Here is an 18,565-nt window from a genome sequence, read left to right as displayed (position 1 = left end):
TCCAATCAATTATGACAACTCTGCTCTATTTTTTCTAATTTTAATAGCTCTCCAAAACAAACCTTGTGACGGTGAGAAAAAGAATGCCAATGCGAACAAGAATGTTGCAACGAGAACGATTGTTGCACCTGAAGCAAGATTATACGAGAAACTAAAATACAGCCCTACTACAGATGAAAGCGCACCAATTCCTGCCGCTAAGTAAATCATGACCCATAAACGGTTTGTTAATAAATACGCTGTAGCCGCTGGTGTAATAAGCATAGCGACAACTAGAATAATTCCCACAGTTTGAAGTGAAGCAACTGTAACCATTGTAAGTAAAATCATTAAACCGTAATGAATCCATTTGTTCGGCAATCCATAACTTTGCGCCATCGTTGGATCAAAAGTGGATACGAGTAGTTCTTTATAAAACAAAATCACAAGACCAATAATGACGACTCCAATAATAAGTGTCATCCACATATCGGAAGAACGAACTGATAGAACATTCCCGAATAAAATATGATACAAATCCGAACTACTTTTCATAAAGGTAATTAAAATAATCCCTACAGCGAAAACAGATGTAAACATAATCCCTATCGCCATATCATGTTTAATTCGACTATTTTGACTTACAAATCCGATTCCAACTGCAGTAATAACACCTGTTAAAACCGCTCCTATAAAATAGTTCATACCAATCATATAAGAAAGGGCTACGCCTGGAAGAACAGCATGTGAAATGGCATCTCCCATTAAAGCCATACCTCGTAAAATAATAAAACAGCCAATTACGCCGCAAATAACGCCTACCATAACGGAAGTTAATAACGCTTTCTGCAGAAAACCGTACTGCATTAATGCATCTATAAATTCTACAATCTTCATGATGAATGTACCTCCGCTGCATTATTAAACAATATGCCGTGATTTACATACGCTTTTGACATAACAGTTGGTTCTAATACTTGCCTTACTTCTCCGTAATGAATTAAGCTCTTATTCAATAATAGTAATTTATCAAAATAGGACTCTGCTTTACTTAGGTCGTGATGTACAACAACAATTGTTTTTCCTTCTTTACGTAATTCTCTAAGAATTTTAATAATTGTCTCTTCACTTGTTACATCAATTCCAACAAACGGTTCATCTAAGAAAAATATCTCCGCCTTTTGTGCTAATGCTCTCGCTAAAAAGACACGTTGTTGTTGTCCACCTGAAAGCTCACCAATTTGGCGATTTTTAAACTCTTCCATGCCGACCTTTTTTAAACATTCAAATGCCCAATCTCGATGCTCTTTCTTCGGTCTTTTCATCATCCCTAAAGATGGATACGTTCCGATTAGCACCACATCTAAAACTGTAATCGGGAAATCCCAATCGATATCACTTCTTTGTGGTACATAAGCAACATGCTTTCTAGCACTTCGAATATCCTCCCCAAGAACTTGAACATATCCCTTATCACTTGGAATTAGATCTAAAACAGCTTTCATTAAAGTAGATTTCCCCGCACCGTTTGGACCAATAATTCCAACGAGCTTCCCTTTTTCAATATCGAAGGAAACATTTTGAACTACTTGATTCCCTTGATAAGATACAAACAAATCTTTAACAATTATAGCCTCATCCATTTTTTATGCATTCCCCTTTCTTTTTTTCTTATATATAATTATTTTGCACAAAGGCAACTTTTAAGCAAAAAAATATACAGCGAATGAAAATCCGCACTTAAGTTTCCTTAAGGAAACTTTTTTATATGAGTCAAATTATATAAGCTAGACACAAATTTGTAAACTAAATTTTACTAATTTATAAATATATAATGAAAATAATTATCAATGTGGAACAAAATATATTATCTATTTTATGATTTAAAAAAAAAGATATTACTGTGAAAAATAAGCAATATAGTATAAAAGAGAAAGAACCTACTCGTATGAGTTGGCTCTTTCTCTTTTATACTATTTAATACGCTCTACAGCAAAAAATATAATTAAATCACTTCCAAATAACACCTCGCCGCTCGTATTCCATTCTATATTCAACTGCAGCTGCAATTTGGGAGCTTGCGAACCTTTCTGTAATCCAAAGTCCTAAATCAATTCCTGAAGTGACTCCTCTTGCAGTGATAATATCGCCTTGATCTACAATTCTATAATGAAGAAGTTCAGCTCCGTATTTACTGACTTCATCTTGTGCCAAATGGTGCATCGTCGCCTTTTTACCATTCAATATACCTGAGGCTGCTAGCAGCATACCTCCTGTACAAACTCCCGCAACAATCGTTCCTTCATTATGCATCTCTCTAATCGTTTCTGTCAGTGTTCCAAGCTCTGCTTGCTTTCGTGCCCCATGTTCAGCTTTATGATTCCAGCCACCACCAGGTACAATTAACAAATCTGGGCGATTATCCATTCGTAAAAAATCATGTAGTGTAACCGTAACTCCAAACGAGGTAGTAACTTCTTGTTTTCGTTCACTTGATACGAGTTCAACTGTAAACGGAGCCCCTTCTTCTATTGCCCTTTTTAGTACTTCAAAAGGTGCAAAGGAGACAAGCTCTCCAAAACCGTCAAACAATACAATTTGTATTTTCATTTTTTGAACACCCCATATGGTTTCTTTTTCGCATCCAAAATTAGAATAATAAATGTTATCTACCAATTAACAATGACGACAGTCTTTCTCCTCTTCCTTTATAAACTCTCAAATGTTCTACTAATGCAATCTCATCACCTAATAGACCTATCGTCTTTTTAACGAAATTCCAATTTAGACTACCTGATAACCATAGCAACGAAGAAAGTCTTTTATAATCATTTGAAGTTAAAATATTATTAGCTTTATACCCTTCTAAAAATGCTTTAGCAACTTTCGGACATACTACATGTGACTCTATTCCTTCTGTCCGGGAATACCACTTTATTAAAAAGGCTAAACCTTCAATACGATCAACATATGCAATGGATTCAAAATCTATAATTCCTTTTACAGATTGATTGGAGTTCCATATGACATTTAAAGGATTTAAATCCGTTTGTACTATATACTCTAGATCATTCGTATGTGCGCTTTCTATATGATACTTAGCTAAATCCATATACCTCTGCAATTCCTTGCATGTACCACCTTTATTTTCTAATAGTCTTATAAACTCACCATATCCATCTAAATGAGATTTCTTTTGAAAAGTCGAGCTTTGAAACGTACTAGAAATATCATGTATCTTTCTTGCTTCTTTTCCGAAGACTTCTGCCATCGTTTCTGTACAATGAGTAATATGTTCCCCTTCAATCCAAGTAGACAATACAAACCGGTACTGTTCCTCATTCCAAGTGAGTAATGTAAAGCAATCCCCCGCCATATTCTCCTTAATCTGCATAAACGGAATTTCATGCTCTCGCAAATAATACGTAAACCGTACTTGCTCTTTCAATTGTTCATTAGATAACGTCCCAAAGGCTGGATTACTTATTCGATCGCTATTTATAAACCGTGCGGAATATCGTTCTCCATTTACGATAATTTTATAATGCAAATCTGTATGCCAACTGTTCTTATGTAATTCTTCTTCCACTACTAATGTATGAATTTCTTTAAAATAATTTATTACTACGTCTTTTATTATGTGTTTCATACTATTCTCCTTACATGTAAAAAACTTTCTAAGATAAGAGGTTTGTAAAACAAGCCAAACTTACTCAAACGGAAAATAATAACCTACATAATTAAACACATTTGTAAAACCTACATTTTCTACAACGGCCACAGAAGGCTTATTTATTTCCATGCAGTCCCAATATGGAATGATATGATTCGCCAAACATTCTTTTACGAAACTATGAGCTATCGTTTGAGCTAATTTTCTCCCTTGGTGACTTTCTATCGTTTCAATATCTATACAGTGTATATTTTCAAAAACGAACCCTGAAGAACAAACACTTACAATCATGCCGTCATAAACAATACAATAACCTATTCCCTTATTAAAAAATTCATCTGTTGAGGACCAAAACTCTAAAATTTTTGATTGTAAAAACTCAATATTCAATACATTCCCTTGATTTTCATAGAGAGTTTTACTTATTTTTATCACAGTATACCCTTGTTCAATTTTAGGTTCATGATTGCCTTCATAATCCTCTTCCTTTAGCGTATACACTCTTTGATTTCAACTTTTTAATTTACGATGCTGAAATATTCTTTCGATTGTTTTATTCCACTTTGAATGATTACCGATTGCTTCAAAGCAAGTTAGTCCAACCTTTCTAGCCTCAGGTATTATTATATTATCAATAAAACTATTCATTTCATTATTAAATTTTTCATTTTCAGCATTGCCAATAAAAAAGAAGCCATCATTATTCCCTAACCAAATAAGTCCTGAATGAGGAGAATAGATGTTATCTACAAATATACGACCAGGATTCACTCCTGCAATTACAGCTTTTACTTCTAATTGACCTTTTTCATTTACTAACCTGTTACATTTATAAAAATCCGTCTTATTTAATTCAGAAATCATATGTTATCCCCCCTAAAACTGCTCTATTCTAACTTTACCACCATGATAGAATATTCTCTATTCGTTTTGATAGTTGTTTTAAACCAATGAAATATATAATAAAAAAGAGCCAATCCCTATAAAATAGAAGATTGGCTCTTTCCTTTATTTACTCCCCTGTTTCAGAAAATCTCTTTATACGTTCTCCAATTTCATCACGGACACGTTGAAATTCAGACCACTCTTTTCCTGCTGGATCATCGAATCCCCAGTGAACACGATTTACGTGCGGAGGTGTCGAAGGACAAACAGAATCTGCATGACTACAAAGGGTAACAACTATATCAGCTTTATTTAAAATATTTGCATCAATCATATCCGAAGTTTGAGTTGTTATGTCGATATTTACTTCATTCATTGCTTTAATAGCATTTGGATTTACTCCGTGTGCTTCGATTCCTGCCGAATATACATTCCACTTATCACCTAAATATTGTTTCCCCCACGCTTCTGCCATTTGGCTTCGGCATGAATTTCCTGTGCATAAGAAATAAATTGTCTTTTTGTTTTCCATGTTGTTTTCCACCTTTGTTTTTAAATTATACTGGTTGATCATTAAAATATTTACGCTTAAACCAAAAAGCGACGTTTACAAGTGCAATCATTACAGGTACTTCCACTAACGGCCCGATAACAGCTGCAAATGCTGCGCCTGAATGAATACCAAACACACCAACTGCTACAGCAATTGCTAACTCAAAGTTATTACTACCTGCTGTAAATGCTAACGTTGTCGTCACCGGATAGTTTGCACCAATTTTTCTTCCCATAAAGAAAGAAACAAAAAACATCACAATAAAATAAATGAGTAATGGAATCGCTATTCTTACTACATCTAGTGGTACACTAACAATCATTTCCCCTTTTAAAGAGAACATAATGATGATTGTAAATAATAATGCAACTAATGTAAGTGGACTAATCTTAGGTATAAACACCTTTTCATACCACTGTCTTCCCTTTAACTTAACGAGTACAAAACGTGTTAACATACCTGCTATAAAAGGAATTCCTAAGTAGATAAATACTGATTTCGCTACTTCTACCATTGTAATATCGACAATAGCCCCTTCAATTCCTAACCATTCTGGAATGACTGTTACAAACACGTATGCATAAACAGAGAAGAATAGCATTTGGAATACTGAGTTAAAAGCCACTAAACCTGCTGCATACTCTTTATCCCCATCTGCAAGATCGTTCCAAACAATTACCATTGCAATACAACGTGCTAAGCCGATCATAATGAGCCCGACCATGTATTCTGGCTTATCAGGAAGAAAAATAATTGCTAAAACAAACATAAGTACAGGTCCAATAACCCAGTTTTGTACTAAAGATAAAACCAATACTTTTACATCTTTAAATACTCGGCCCATTTCCTCGTAACGAACCTTTGCTAATGGTGGATACATCATGACAATTAAACCAACAGCTAGCGGGATAGACGTTGTTCCAACTTGTAATGTATTCAGTCCGTCTACTACACTAGGAAACACAAACCCTACACCAATCCCAACAGCCATAGCTAGAAAAATCCATAGTGTTAAATATCGATCTAGAAAAGATAAACGTTTCATTTTATTTTCCATCTCCTATTAACAACAAGAATTTTGTTCTACTACGTTAGAAGTCGTGCAACAAGATGGATCTTCAATTTTATGAACATCACTCTGTGCTTTTGTATAAAAGAATTCCCACTCGTTCCCATCAGGATCTGTTATCCAAAACTTATCTTGAACTGCATAGCAACAAGTCGTATCCATCTCATCACGCGCAAAGAACCCTTCTTTTTCTAATCTTTCTTTATGAAATGTAATTTCTTCAGCTGTATCCACTTGGAAACCGAAATGATTTACCTGATTTCCGTTCACTTCATCTCTTACGTTCAGTGTAAAATTAAGTCCTGGCGTCTCTAATAAAAATTTTGCATAATCCACTTTCACCTTAACTGGTGACACACCAAATACTTTTTCGTAGAATTCGATAGACTTCTCTAAATCCGTAACATTTATACCAACATGAACATATCTCATAGCTTATTCCTCCTCTTTATTTGTTATTAATCAATTTTTTTTGATTAATAGTGCAAAATTTTAACAACAGCTACCTTTGCCTGTTTTTCTAAAGATACAACATAATTCTTCTGATAATAAATTATTTACTTCCGCATCATTTAAATCATAATAACTCCACGTACCTTTTGTTTCTTTTACAATTAAACCTGCATCTAATAAAATCTTTAAATGATAGGACAACTTAGATTGCGTCATTTCAAAAATCTCTGTTAAATCACATACACAAGTCTGGCCTCGCTGGCAAAGTTCATACATAATCTCTAAACGCTTCTGATCAGCCAACGCTTTAAACTTTTTCTCATATAACTTAAAATCCTGTGCCACTGTAGGTTCCTCTCCCTTCATCAAATTTTTTTGATATTTATAGTATATACGCAGATGAGTTTTATATGCAACTTATTAATCAATTTTTTTTGATTAACTTAACCTTCTCTTCCTTCACATCTTATAAAGAATACACCTTTAGCTCCTTAGTAAATCATTATATTTTAATGTGATTACATAACAGAAAAAATAGTACGTTATCCTTACTATGATTCTCATAAATAGGATAACGTACTATTTTTATACGAAATGAGAAGTATCAACTCTAACCGAAGACTCTTTGAAACACCTTCTCATTTCTCTATTGATTTAACATAAGACACTGTTATGGCACTACATTTAAATTTTCAAACGACCATATTAATACTTCTTCATCTGGTGAAGTAGTATTTATGATCAATCTTAATATCATACAGTCCAATTGTAAGGTTTTCCTCTCAAACATTATCCTTTCTTCATATCTGTAAGGAGGTCATTTTTCCATGCAATTGTATGCACATAAGAATCTTTAACTCTAAACATATCCAATGTGTACATAAGATTGTATTTATTTTTGTTCTTGAACTCTATATCCAATTTATTAAAATGACTACCGATATGAAAAGCAAGAAAATACTCATTCCAATCTGAATAGGAGTTTTGAGCAAGTTTTGCCGCTTGTATCATATAATGTTCCGCTTCTTTTTTAGATAAATAACCTAATCTTTTACCAATTCGACTTAAACAAATACACCATGCATAATCAAATGCAGCAATTCCAGCATCCGGTAACATGTGTAATGAGTAATTCACAACGTACATTTTTTCATCGTTTGCTTGTCCTGAAAGTAATAACTTCCGCTTTGCTTCTGAAAGAGGAGTTAATTGATTGTACATCGTTTGAAATTCTTGGCGTGACCCTTCTTTTAATAACCACTCAATCATTTCTTTCAATTGTGCTGGTTCGTTACAATCAAATCTTCGTAATTGCTCCTTCAAAAACTTTTTCCCAAGTATACGGTCTCTTATAAATGTAAATTCATATTTTGTAAAATAATGAATAAGAAAATAAGTACCCATACATATAGTAGACATGCTTCGTAAATATTGTTTTACCTGTTTTTTCTTTCTTGAAACGAACACCTAAGCTCCTCCTTATATTTTGATTTTCAGTCTATAAAACTTCCACGCTTCCCAAACAACCGGAAGAAGAAGGATATATTTGAAAGGTAGTCGCGTAATAATAGCAAGAATAAAAAAGAAAATATACACCCAAGTACGTCTTAAAAACATGCCACTATACATCAATATCCAACCAAATACATAGGCCATTGTAAACCCTGGTTTATTTGGTTTCTTTCCGCTTTGTGCCAAAAATGAATTGAAGTATGAAAGAAACTCAACATGGTTCATATCTATTTGTAAAGCATCCTGCACTATTTTTTCAGCTTTCTCTATTTCTCCCGCTTTTTCTAAACATTTTGTCATCATGAGCATCGCATCCATATGCTCCGGATAGACAGAAAGAAGATGTTCACAATCTTTGATAGCATCGTGAAATTTCCCAGAATTATACTGAATACGGGCACGATATAATAATGCATCTGGATCATCTTTATCAATTGATTGAATATTGCTAAATGCCTGTAATGCCTTCTCTTTATTGCCTATACGTAAGTAATAAATACCTTGCATACGTAATAATTCAGGGTCCCTTTGATACATTGCCAACGCACGATCCAGTTCTTCTTTTACATCCACTAATTCATTCGCTAACAGCTTCCTTTGGATTTCTTCCCGTATATAGAAATACAACTCAAAATCTAAATCATCATTTTTTTCAAAAATATCATAACGCATTTCTTTTTCGCCGCTAATTCTTTCTAATAAAAATCGGATTGTATCTTCTCCATATTCATTTACTAAATCATCTTTTTGTTCACTGAATCGAAATACTTGATCGATTAATTCCCAAATCGAATGTGGGAAGTGATAATGATATAAGAAAAATTCAATTAACTGATCTTGTAGTGCTGCTGCATATTGAACATCCCATATCACATCTGAACGTAATATTTCTTCCCAATTTCCCTGCTCAATCCGTGCAAAGAAATCATCATAAAGCGTTTCAACACTTTCCATGAATGTATAGACTGGATGCTCAGTAACTGTAGTAGTAGCAATTTCCGCATCACTGTCAGTCCATGGGGAAAATACAAATTCCCTATCAGGTGCATTTATTTCATCTATTTGAATCGACTGCTTATCTTTCATATTTTTTACACTTTTCACTGCCTGGTCAAACGCTTCTCTTACTCTTTGATATCCTTCTGGATCATCTTCTGGATGATGTATTTTTAGGAGTTTTGCATAAGCTTTTTTAATCACTGAAATATTGTCAGTAGGTTCAATCTCCAATGTATCCCAAATACTCATTAGCGATTTGCCCACCTTTCCATACTTTCAATATGTTCTTTTAACTTACTGGAAGCTTCTTTAATCTTTTTATCATTTTGCGTTGTGAGCACGCTCTCAAATTGTTGTAGTAATATAGAAATCTTTTTACGTTCATCACCAAGCAACTCTTCATAAAGTCTTTCGCACTTTGCAAGAAGTAGTCGATTTTCTTCTCTATCTCTCGGATGAATTTTAATATCTCTTAACTCTAAAAGTCTCTTTTCTATTTCTTCATCTGTAAGATTTCCAGCGTTTTGCTGTATGATTGTTCTTTTCTTTTCCCCAGTTGATGTACTTATTACCTCGACTTCAAGAATGCCATTAATATCGTATGTATAACGAATATCAACCGACTCATTTCCAGCAGGAGCAGGAGGAATTTTGATTTTGAGCTCACCTAGTTTCAAATTGTTTACTACCCTACGGTTTTCTCCTTGATAGACATCAATAGTTATAAATTGTTGTCTATCCTTTACTGTATATAGTCGCTCCACCTTACTTACAGGAATTGGTGTATTTCTCTCTATAATAGGGAAGAAATACCCAGACTCTGACTTACCATCTCCAAATTCTTGAACAACACTTGTTCCTAAAGAATATGGACAAACATCGGTTAAAATCACTTCTTCCAACGCCTTATTTCGTTCTTTTAAGGCAACTTGAATTGCAGCACCTAAAGCAACAGTTTCATCTGGGTTTATATTTGCATAAGGCATACGCCCAAACATTTTAGAAATAACAGATTTCACAAGAGGCATTCGAGTAGCTCCACCAATTAAAATGACAGCGTCTAAATCATTTAGGTTTAACGAAGCATCGCGAAGAGCACGTTCAATTGGATAACGAAGACGTAACAGTAGCGGCGTTACAATCTTTTCGAATTCCCCCCTATTTATACTTGTTTCATATGTTTGATTATGAATCACAACATTCATAGTTGCAGTTGACTCATTACACAAAGCAAGCTTACAGCGTTCTGCTTGTGTATAAATTAATGATAATGTTTTTGAATCAAGTGAATCTGGATCCAGTTGATGGGATTCTAGGAAAAATGTCATTAAACTTTTTGTGAAATCTTCACCACCAAGATAATTATCACCTGCAATAGATTTTACATCCATTATCCCTTCAAACAATTCCAAAATGGAAACATCAAAAGTTCCTCCACCTAAATCAAATACGAGAAATTTTGTTTCTGATTGTTCTTGGTATAAGCCATATGCAATTGCCGCAGCTGTCGGTTCACTAATGAGGCGTTCTACTGTTAATCCTGCTATTTCCGCTGCACGTTTCGTTGATTTTCTCTGCGTATCATTGAAATAGGCAGGGACACTAATTACAGTACCGGTAACCTCTTCATTTAAATACGCTTCTGCGTCTTGTTTCAAAGATTTAATAATAAAAGATGATAGTTCTTCAGATGAAAAAGTATATGTACCTAACTCATATTTTTTCTCTGTTCCTATAAAACGTTTAAAAGTTGCTGCTGTTAGTTGTGGATGCGTAATAAGTCGTTCTTTCGCAATACGCCCGACTAAAATTTCACCCGTTTCATCTATACTAACTACCGATGGTGTGAGAAATTCACCTAAAACATTAGGAATAAGCTTTGCACCATCTTCCGACCATGTCGCTACTAAACTATTAGTTGTCCCTAAATCAATTCCAATTATCGCCATACTAATCCCCTCTCTTTTTACTATATTTTACTATACCATTACAAATAGGAAAAGTATGTAAGAAACTAATAATACTGAACTTTCTAAATGTAAAAAACCTATTTTAATCTAGTTAAATGAAATACTTTGTTAAGTTATAAAAAAGATACTTATTTTATAATAGAATCGTTTAAAACTGCCAGTCATTGAAATTTCATTCCCAATCCATCCTTAGGCTCTCTTCCATCTAAATACAAAAACCACACAGGAATAACCGCTACTCGCTATACGCTCATCACCCAAATTTTATTTACTAAAAAACATGTACGGTGTACTTTAGCAGCAAAGTATACGTTAGCTTCCTGAAACTGTTCCCTCCTAAACTTTATCACTTCTACAAAATTACACATACAAAAACGCTATTCTCTCCTATGATTCAACGGAAAAAAATAGCGTTTTTAAATGGTATTTTATTAGCTTGTTATTGATTTACAAGCTTCTTTAATAATTGATCATTCATTATGCATAGTTGTATTTGAAATCATACGAAATACTTTCACATAGAAAACTGCACTAACAAGGGTACAAAGTAATATAATTCCGAACACAACAATTGGAGATAGCCATGTAGAAAATACAATCATTATTGGTGCAATAAAACGCCCAATGGTAAACTGTAAATTAGATGCTGCCATATACTGTCCTCTAGAATTTTCAGGTGCATATTTACTGACAAAACTATGCACAACTGGCGAACGAATCAATTCCCCAATAGTTAATATTGCCATAAAGCCAAACAGTAACCATATATTCGTCGTTAGACCTATTAAAAACATACCGGTTCCAAATAAAACATTAGAGACAATTAAAACATTTCGGTCGCTCCAATTCTCAAAGTATTTTGCAACAGGTAAAGAACATAAAACAAATAAAATCCCATTCAACCCCATCATCCATCCGAAAATTTCAGTATTACTTAGAGAGAATGAACCAGTACTCCATGAGAAAAGAGATTGTGTTGGTACAAATTCTTTTACATATAACGCAAGGTAAAGATCGAGTTGCATGAAAGCTATCATAATGAATATTCCAGCAACTATATAAAGAGCGAAAATTTTATCACTAAAGATTTTCGTATAATTATTCCATTGTTCTTTAAAGATTTTCGATATTTTGTTTTTGTCCCTATTATTTTTAGAAGCTTTTGGAAACGTTTCTCTAATTATGAAATAGATTGCTATAAAATAAATAAATGTAACAATTGTACAAGTCCATAACAATTCACTTCGATAATGAAAGAAGAAAAATGAACCTAACACTGGTCCAAATACAGCACCAATATTATTTGCTGTAACAAAAGTGGCAAAGACTACCCTTCTATCCTTTTCTGGCACTATATCAGCTATCATTGCAGAACTTGCTGGACTGTATATTGCCCCGCTAATTCCAATACCGATATAGGCTAAATAATTAATCCAATGTGAATGAGATAAAGCAAAAACCGCAAACATTGCTACTTGTATGATTGTGCCTAATAGCATGACAGGTCGACGCCCTAATCGATCAGCTAAATATCCACCTAACAAATTACCTATTATGCCTACAAGAGGTATAATTGCCATTAAAATTCCGCCAATTGCTTTACCAAAAGCATCGCTATAGTATATTGCCATAAACGGAAAATACATCCAAAACAATGTATTGAACATAGTTTCGCCAATCAATCTAGTTTTTAAATTTCTGTCCCAAGATAACCATTTCAACGTAATACATCCCCTATTTTAACTTGTCAAATATTCACTATACATTCTATAAACTGTCAGTCCAAGGGAAATATAATAACATAAATTGAATTTATTTTACAAATTAATATAGAAATATAAATTTTAATTACAACACATTCTCTAGTTATTATCCTTTAATGCAATTCGAACTCACAGATCACCGTTACTATTAAACTAGACTAGACCAGATTTAAGATATCACTAAAGAAATAAATGATTCATAAATAGAAAAGAACATTGATTTTTCAATGTTCTTTTCTATTATTTCTGCATATGAATTAGATTTATATTCGAAAAAGCGCCTTACCCTTGATTCCTCTGCGCCTCTTTAAACTCCTCCTTCACCTTATCTAACAATCCTTCTTCCGTAATTAATCGATACGCCGTATTTGCTAGTGCTTTTGCTGATGTAATTAACGCTTTGTCTCCAAGTTCTGAACGTGCTGCTTCTCTAAATTCATTCGTATGTGCAATTAAATCGTCTGAACCAATTTTAATGTACGGATGAATGGTCGGTACGACTTGACTTACGTTTCCTGCGTCTGTTGAGCCGATGCCAAATCTTTCTTTCCGATTTACGTCTTCACCTTGTAATTCTAGCTCTTCGGCTACGACTTCATTAAATGTTTTTGTTACGAGTAGTTCATCGATTTCATTTTGGAATTGATGAATTTTCACTTTCGTACCTGTTGCTAATGCTGCTCCCTCTGCGATATTTCTTACTTTCTCTGTTATTTCCGCACATCTTTTTCTCGTTGCTGCGCGGATGAAGAATCTTGCTGCAGCGTAGTCAGGAATAATGTTAGGTGCTTTTCCGCCCTCAGTAATAACGCCATGAATTTTCACATCTGACGGAAGTTGTTGGCGAAGTGCGTTAATGCTGTTATACAGCTGAATGACCGCATCTAATGCGTTAATTCCTTCTTCTGGTGAAGCTGCGGCGTGAGCTGCTTTTCCGTAAAAATGAAAATCAAGTGGATCGACTGCTAGTGATGGACTCGTTGTCGCTGTTTTTCCACTCGGATGAATCATAAGTGCCGCATCAATATCTTTAAATAAACCAGCCTTTACATAACTCGCTTTTGCACTACCGTTTGGTCCTCCTTCTTCAGCTGGTGTTCCAAACACGACAACTTCTCCCCCAATTTCTTCAAGCGTTTCTGATAATGCGATTGCTGCCGCAACGCTAATTGTGCCAATTAAATTGTGACCACACGCATGACCAAGTCCTGGTAAAGCGTCATACTCAGCTAAAAATGCGATAACTGGTCCTTGTTTTCCTGAGCTTTTTCGCGCGATAAAACCTGTTTCATGTCCAGCTATATTGTGCTGCAACTGAAACCCTGCGCTCCCTAGCAATAAACTTAACGTTCTTGATGCGTAAAACTCTTGGTTACCTATCTCCGGATTCGCATGAATATCATGACTTGTTTCTATGTACTTTTCCTTATTTCTTTCAATACTCTCTTCGATTGTTTTTCTTTGTGACGTTACTCCAGTAGCTCCCATTTTTCTTCCCCCTTATATTTTCACGTAAAAAAGCCTCTTTCTAAAAGATAGAAAGAGGCTTCTGCATATACAGTCAAAATGAGCTTCTTTCTTATCTTTCAAGTTACCTTGCTGGAATTGGCACAGTATTCATAATGAATCCGCTGCCGAGGTGTCATAGGGCCAGTCCCTCAACCTCTCGCGATAAGAATTTTCATAAAATTATATTAAATTACATTCATTCTAAGTTCATTCTGATTAAAAGTCAAGGAATTCCTATCCGAATTTACCGGATATCTAAAAACCCTTTTAATACACCAATTGTTTCTGGTGCTTGCAGTCTTGCACATACGTACGGAAATTCCGTACTACCTTCAAACATCATTTGGGATGTGAGTGGCGCGCCTGCCCAGAAGATTTCATCATCAATTACGATAAATGGGAATGCTTTGTTTTGTCTTTGTAACTTTACATTTTTTAATGGAACTGGTCCATCACTATACACTGTTATTTGCGCATTTGTACGCATTAATGCTTGCCATACTCGCTTATCCACTTGTTTTGTACTTGGAAGTGAAATAATAATTTTTCGTTTTGCGGCTAAAATATCTTTCAATAACCCTTTCGGCTCTTCAAGATTCATTTCCATAAACCAACGTAATCGTTTCGAAATTTTTCGCTCCCACAATTGTCTTGATGTCGTGCGATCATACACATCTCCGTGACGTTCTATATGAGCTGTTAATTGCGATAACGCTTGTTTTCTCGAAAGATTTTTACGCATATAATGACAATCTGATAGTTGAATGAACTTCCCTCTCGCCCTTGTCACTGCTACATTGACGAGGCGATGATTTTTATGGTCAAAGAATAATACACCAGGTCGTTCTTGCGGATAACTATCCACTGTATCAAATATCATCATATCTCTTTCAGACCCTTGAAACTTATGAACTGTTGCTGCTAAAACTGGTATATTTTGATATTTCGTTCTCTGCAATATTTCCCTGATACACGTTGATAAGAAACGGGATTGTGCTCTGTAAGGTGTAACAACACCGATCGATTGAACACCGTCTAACAATCCAATTAACATCATTTGCATCGCTACTAAACCAGACATAATGTTAAAACGAGAACCAGATGCAGCGTCTTTTAACGAAAAAGCGCCCATTAATCCCGTATCAAATAAAACACTCGCCTCATTTGCGAACGGTTGTAGTTGCGCAAGTTCTTTTCGCTCTGAAACAGACGGATGATCATATACTCTATTTTTATAAATAAATGAGTTTGTAAACTTCGAAATATCTGCATGCATACGCCTTTGCTCCTGCAACATGAAGAGGTTTGGATGTGCTTCTGATTTATTGACAGACTCAACAATTCCAGCATGATAAAACATATCTTCCCCAAGCCATTTTCGAACGAGTTCATGGTTCGCCATCGCAATTGGAGGTAACTGTAAAAAGTCCCCACAAACGACGATGCGTTTTCCAAGTGAAGCAGCTAATGCAATTTGCGGAACATATGCCATACTCACTTCATCTACGACAACTAAATCAAATGTACGCTCATAAATAAGTGAATCAATGGCACATTTCGATAAAGTTGCGCCGATTACTTTCGCATTTTCAATGTATTCTTTTTCTACTTCTTTAATTTTCGCTTTTTGCTTTCGAAGGTCACTTTCAATCTCTTGTATACGCTTCTTATCAGCAGAAGTCGCTTTATACGATAAAATCTTTTCGCGAAGATCTTGTCGTGTTTCTTCTAAATAGAGTCTTTCTTCTCCCCAAGATCCGTTCGTCGTTTCAACTAACTTCGACGCAAGTAACGTTTCATGATTTCGTATATGATCATGCTGGCTATAACCGTAACGAACAATTTCGCCAGGTGTCCATTTCTTTTTCTTCTCAATTTGCTTCGTTACTTCACTCATTAATACGTCCACTGCCGCATTACTATGAGCTAATACAAGTACCGATTTTCCTTTTTGATAATGAGCCGAAATAATACGTGATAAATTGTAAGACTTCCCTGTTCCAGGCGGTCCCCACACGTACGTCGTCGGATTGTAAAACGAACGATACGCCAATTCATTTTTCGGGTTCTTCATCTTCTCAATATGCTTCGGACTGCTCGTCCCGTCAACAAGACGCTTTATACGATTACGTTTTAATTTATCTTTATGTGCTTCTTTTAATCGCTCTTGTAGTTGCTCTAACAATTGCCACGGTTCACTATATAAAACCGCTTCTCGTATTTCACCTTGTATATAATCATTTAATTTCAGCTCTATTTCTAATCCATGTACAGATAATACTTCCCCTGTCGCTTCTTCGCCATCGAATTCAATTCGAATTGGTGAACCTTCAGGTAAGCTTACTTCCGATATAAGCTGAAATACGTATACTGTACTTTCATAATCTGTATATAAAAAACGACCGTTCATGATAGAAATTTTACTACCACCTATCGTTTTCCAATGTTTAATTTCATACGCTAATGCATAATGCCACTCTTTCATCGTTGCCGATAATGAAGGAGTTTGAGTAGGTGTATTCATCGTATAATCTCCTTCCTTCTCCCCAAACATACTTTCTCACTATACCATATAACACGCTAAAATTTGTAAGGTTTTTATCTTGCTTATTTTCTTAATTTTCAATATTATTTTATATATAATTTTCAGAAAGAAGGGTTGCACATGCCAGTTAGAAGAATAGAACACGTAGGACTTATGGTTGCAAACTTAGAAACATCTATTTCATTTTATGAAGAAGTAGTTGGCTTACAGCTCATTAAACGTATGGGACACCCGAATCCAGACTTAAAACTTGCTTTTTTAGGTGTGGAAGAATCGAAGGAAACGATACTAGAACTCATTGAAGGTTATAACTCTTCTCTTCCGGCAGAAGGAAAAGTACATCACATTTGCTTTAAAGTCGATTCATTAGAGGATGAAATCAAAAGAATACAAAAACACGGCGTAACCTTCCTACTAGGAGAAGAAATTGAAACATTACCAGATGGAACACGTTACATATTCTTTGCTGGTCCTGATGGAGAATGGATTGAGTTTTTTGAGACGGAGAGATAAAGTAAGACTTTAGTATAGAAAAGGAGCCGGAATTCCGGCCCTTGTTTTTAACCAGTAACAATGAAATTTTTATTGAAAATCTTCGTTTCTACATCACAGATAAAAGAACAACCAATGCTAAAATAGCTGGAAGTCCTTGTTTCATAATAATTGATTTATTAGATGTGAAACCTCCAAAAATAGCTGCAATCACCACACAAATCACGAAAAATAATTGCACCATATAACCAATTGGGTTAAACCCAATTATAAGTCCCCAAATGAGACCAGCAGCTAAAAATCCATTATATAACCCTTGGTTTGCAAACATAACAGCTACGTTTCGATCTCCTTCTAAATGCTTCGGTAATTTGAAAGCACGTTTCGCTACTTTTGAATTAATAAAAAACATTTCGAGGATCATGATAAACAAATGTTCTAATGCTACAATCCCGACTAAAATAGCTGCGATTATTTCCATACCATTCTACCCCCTCTCTCCGTAATATCCGTTCTATATTATTTCCATTGTGAATTCTATCAACTAGGAAACGATTCCCTTCGTCGGCTGCTTTATCGATAGAAAGAAGCATAATTGGTACATAGCGGGCAATTCCAATCGGGATTGACTAATACCATTGCATTCTTCAAACTTCTAACCAAAAACAGTTGACGTATCAATAATTGATACGTCAACTAATATACATCTCTTTTTTTATTTTTGCAAGGTTTTTTGCTCAAGTGAGTCTATTTTGTTTCAGCAGCTTTAAATTCGTTCACAACAACAGTTCAAATTTCTAGAAATCATAGTTATGAAACTCATTTTTATTATTTTTTTGAAATCCATTTTATTAGCTTTATAGGCATCAGGAACTGAAAGAAAAATTGGCTATTATATGTGAAAACATTTTTAAAGAGCATACAAAAGACACCATAAGGCGCCATCCTCCGACTTGAAAATCCTATCTATGTATAGAAAAATTTAGAAAAGACCAATATAAAAGAGCAGCTTCTAACTATAATTTATAGAACTCTTATCCTATGAATTACTTACATACATTTTTCCTCATTTACCAGAAGAAAAGTCCCGTTATATCACTTTCTAATTAGTCTCGTTAAAGTCATCCCAAGAAATCCAGCCCCCATTCCTATTAGCCATCTTG

The 18,565-nt window shown here is 34.7% G+C and carries 16 protein-coding genes, 1 pseudogene and 1 riboswitch; of the genes and pseudogenes, 1 reads left to right on the top strand and 16 read right to left on the bottom strand.

Going from position 1 to position 18,565, the window contains the following annotated elements:
• Nucleotides 1–9: 9 nt before the first annotated feature.
• The 15 genes and pseudogenes from ACUXEY_RS02705 to ACUXEY_RS02635 form a co-directional block, all read right to left on the bottom strand.
• Complete coding sequence (locus tag ACUXEY_RS02705; RefSeq protein ID WP_098662346.1) at nt 10–876, bottom strand: metal ABC transporter permease; 867 nt, start codon at nt 874–876, stop codon at nt 10–12.
• Nucleotides 873–1,622, bottom strand: a complete 750-nt coding sequence (locus ACUXEY_RS02700) for a metal ABC transporter ATP-binding protein (protein ID WP_144611903.1) — start codon at nt 1,620–1,622, stop codon at nt 873–875. Before ACUXEY_RS02700 ends, ACUXEY_RS02705 begins: the two co-directional genes overlap by 4 nt.
• A gap of 367 nt (nt 1,623–1,989) precedes the next feature.
• Nucleotides 1,990–2,589 carry a DJ-1/PfpI family protein gene (locus tag ACUXEY_RS02695; protein ID WP_322356852.1) on the bottom strand — a complete coding sequence of 200 codons (600 nt, stop codon included), beginning with the start codon at nt 2,587–2,589 and terminating at the stop codon, nt 1,990–1,992.
• 55 nt (nt 2,590–2,644) lie between these two features.
• Nucleotides 2,645–3,628 (bottom strand): phosphotransferase enzyme family protein, encoded by a 984-nt coding sequence (locus ACUXEY_RS02690; RefSeq protein ID WP_461300019.1) that lies wholly within the window; start codon nt 3,626–3,628, stop codon nt 2,645–2,647.
• A 60-nt stretch (nt 3,629–3,688) separates the two neighbouring features.
• A pseudogene (locus ACUXEY_RS02685) lies at nt 3,689–4,516 on the bottom strand (GNAT family N-acetyltransferase).
• A 148-nt stretch (nt 4,517–4,664) separates the two neighbouring features.
• Nucleotides 4,665–5,069, bottom strand: a complete 405-nt coding sequence (arsC, locus tag ACUXEY_RS02680; protein WP_461300018.1) for an arsenate reductase (thioredoxin) — start codon at nt 5,067–5,069, stop codon at nt 4,665–4,667.
• A gap of 25 nt (nt 5,070–5,094) precedes the next feature.
• Nucleotides 5,095–6,135 carry an ACR3 family arsenite efflux transporter gene (arsB, locus tag ACUXEY_RS02675; RefSeq protein WP_461300017.1) on the bottom strand — a complete coding sequence of 347 codons (1,041 nt, stop codon included), beginning with the start codon at nt 6,133–6,135 and terminating at the stop codon, nt 5,095–5,097.
• Nucleotides 6,136–6,153: 18 nt separating this feature from the next.
• Nucleotides 6,154–6,591 (bottom strand): ArsI/CadI family heavy metal resistance metalloenzyme, encoded by a 438-nt coding sequence (locus ACUXEY_RS02670; protein ID WP_429602492.1) that lies wholly within the window; start codon nt 6,589–6,591, stop codon nt 6,154–6,156.
• A 60-nt stretch (nt 6,592–6,651) separates the two neighbouring features.
• Nucleotides 6,652–6,978 (bottom strand): arsenical resistance operon transcriptional regulator ArsR, encoded by a 327-nt coding sequence (gene arsR, locus ACUXEY_RS02665; RefSeq protein ID WP_175573773.1) that lies wholly within the window; start codon nt 6,976–6,978, stop codon nt 6,652–6,654.
• 423 nt (nt 6,979–7,401) lie between these two features.
• On the bottom strand, nt 7,402–8,079 hold the full coding sequence (locus ACUXEY_RS02660) for a DUF1266 domain-containing protein (RefSeq protein ID WP_429602493.1): 678 nt from the start codon (nt 8,077–8,079) through the stop codon (nt 7,402–7,404).
• A gap of 12 nt (nt 8,080–8,091) precedes the next feature.
• Nucleotides 8,092–9,372: a J domain-containing protein gene (locus ACUXEY_RS02655; RefSeq protein WP_461300016.1), complete on the bottom strand. Its 1,281-nt coding sequence runs from the start codon at nt 9,370–9,372 to the stop codon at nt 8,092–8,094.
• Nucleotides 9,372–11,072 (bottom strand): molecular chaperone HscC, encoded by a 1,701-nt coding sequence (gene hscC / locus ACUXEY_RS02650; RefSeq protein ID WP_461300015.1) that lies wholly within the window; start codon nt 11,070–11,072, stop codon nt 9,372–9,374. Before hscC ends, ACUXEY_RS02655 begins: the two co-directional genes overlap by 1 nt.
• 491 nt (nt 11,073–11,563) lie before the next feature.
• On the bottom strand, nt 11,564–12,814 hold the full coding sequence (locus tag ACUXEY_RS02645; protein WP_429602496.1) for an MDR family MFS transporter: 1,251 nt from the start codon (nt 12,812–12,814) through the stop codon (nt 11,564–11,566).
• 324 nt (nt 12,815–13,138) lie between these two features.
• A complete protein-coding gene (locus ACUXEY_RS02640; RefSeq protein ID WP_429602497.1) occupies nt 13,139–14,344 on the bottom strand; it encodes a M20 family metallopeptidase in 1,206 nt (401 codons plus the stop codon).
• A gap of 88 nt (nt 14,345–14,432) precedes the next feature.
• A riboswitch (SAM riboswitch) is annotated at nt 14,433–14,534 on the bottom strand.
• Between the two features lie 75 nt (nt 14,535–14,609).
• Nucleotides 14,610–16,919 carry an AAA domain-containing protein gene (locus tag ACUXEY_RS02635; protein WP_461300014.1) on the bottom strand — a complete coding sequence of 770 codons (2,310 nt, stop codon included), beginning with the start codon at nt 16,917–16,919 and terminating at the stop codon, nt 14,610–14,612.
• 111 nt (nt 16,920–17,030) lie between these two features.
• On the opposite strand from ACUXEY_RS02635, the gene ACUXEY_RS02630 reads away from it, so the two are divergent.
• The gene (locus ACUXEY_RS02630; protein ID WP_001145282.1) at nt 17,031–17,423 is read left to right on the top strand and encodes a VOC family protein; all 393 of its coding nucleotides are present in this window, start codon (nt 17,031–17,033) and stop codon (nt 17,421–17,423) included.
• 88 nt (nt 17,424–17,511) lie between these two features.
• Here ACUXEY_RS02630 and ACUXEY_RS02625 read toward each other — a convergent pair whose 3' ends face one another.
• Nucleotides 17,512–17,883, bottom strand: coding sequence for a DUF1304 domain-containing protein (locus tag ACUXEY_RS02625; protein ID WP_078417456.1), 372 nt, complete (start codon nt 17,881–17,883; stop codon nt 17,512–17,514).
• Between the last annotated feature and the right edge of the window lie 682 nt (nt 17,884–18,565).

It is taken from the genome of Bacillus sp. F9_6S_D1_P_5, assembly GCF_054823925.1.
This window is presented reverse-complemented; position numbering and strand designations above follow the sequence as displayed.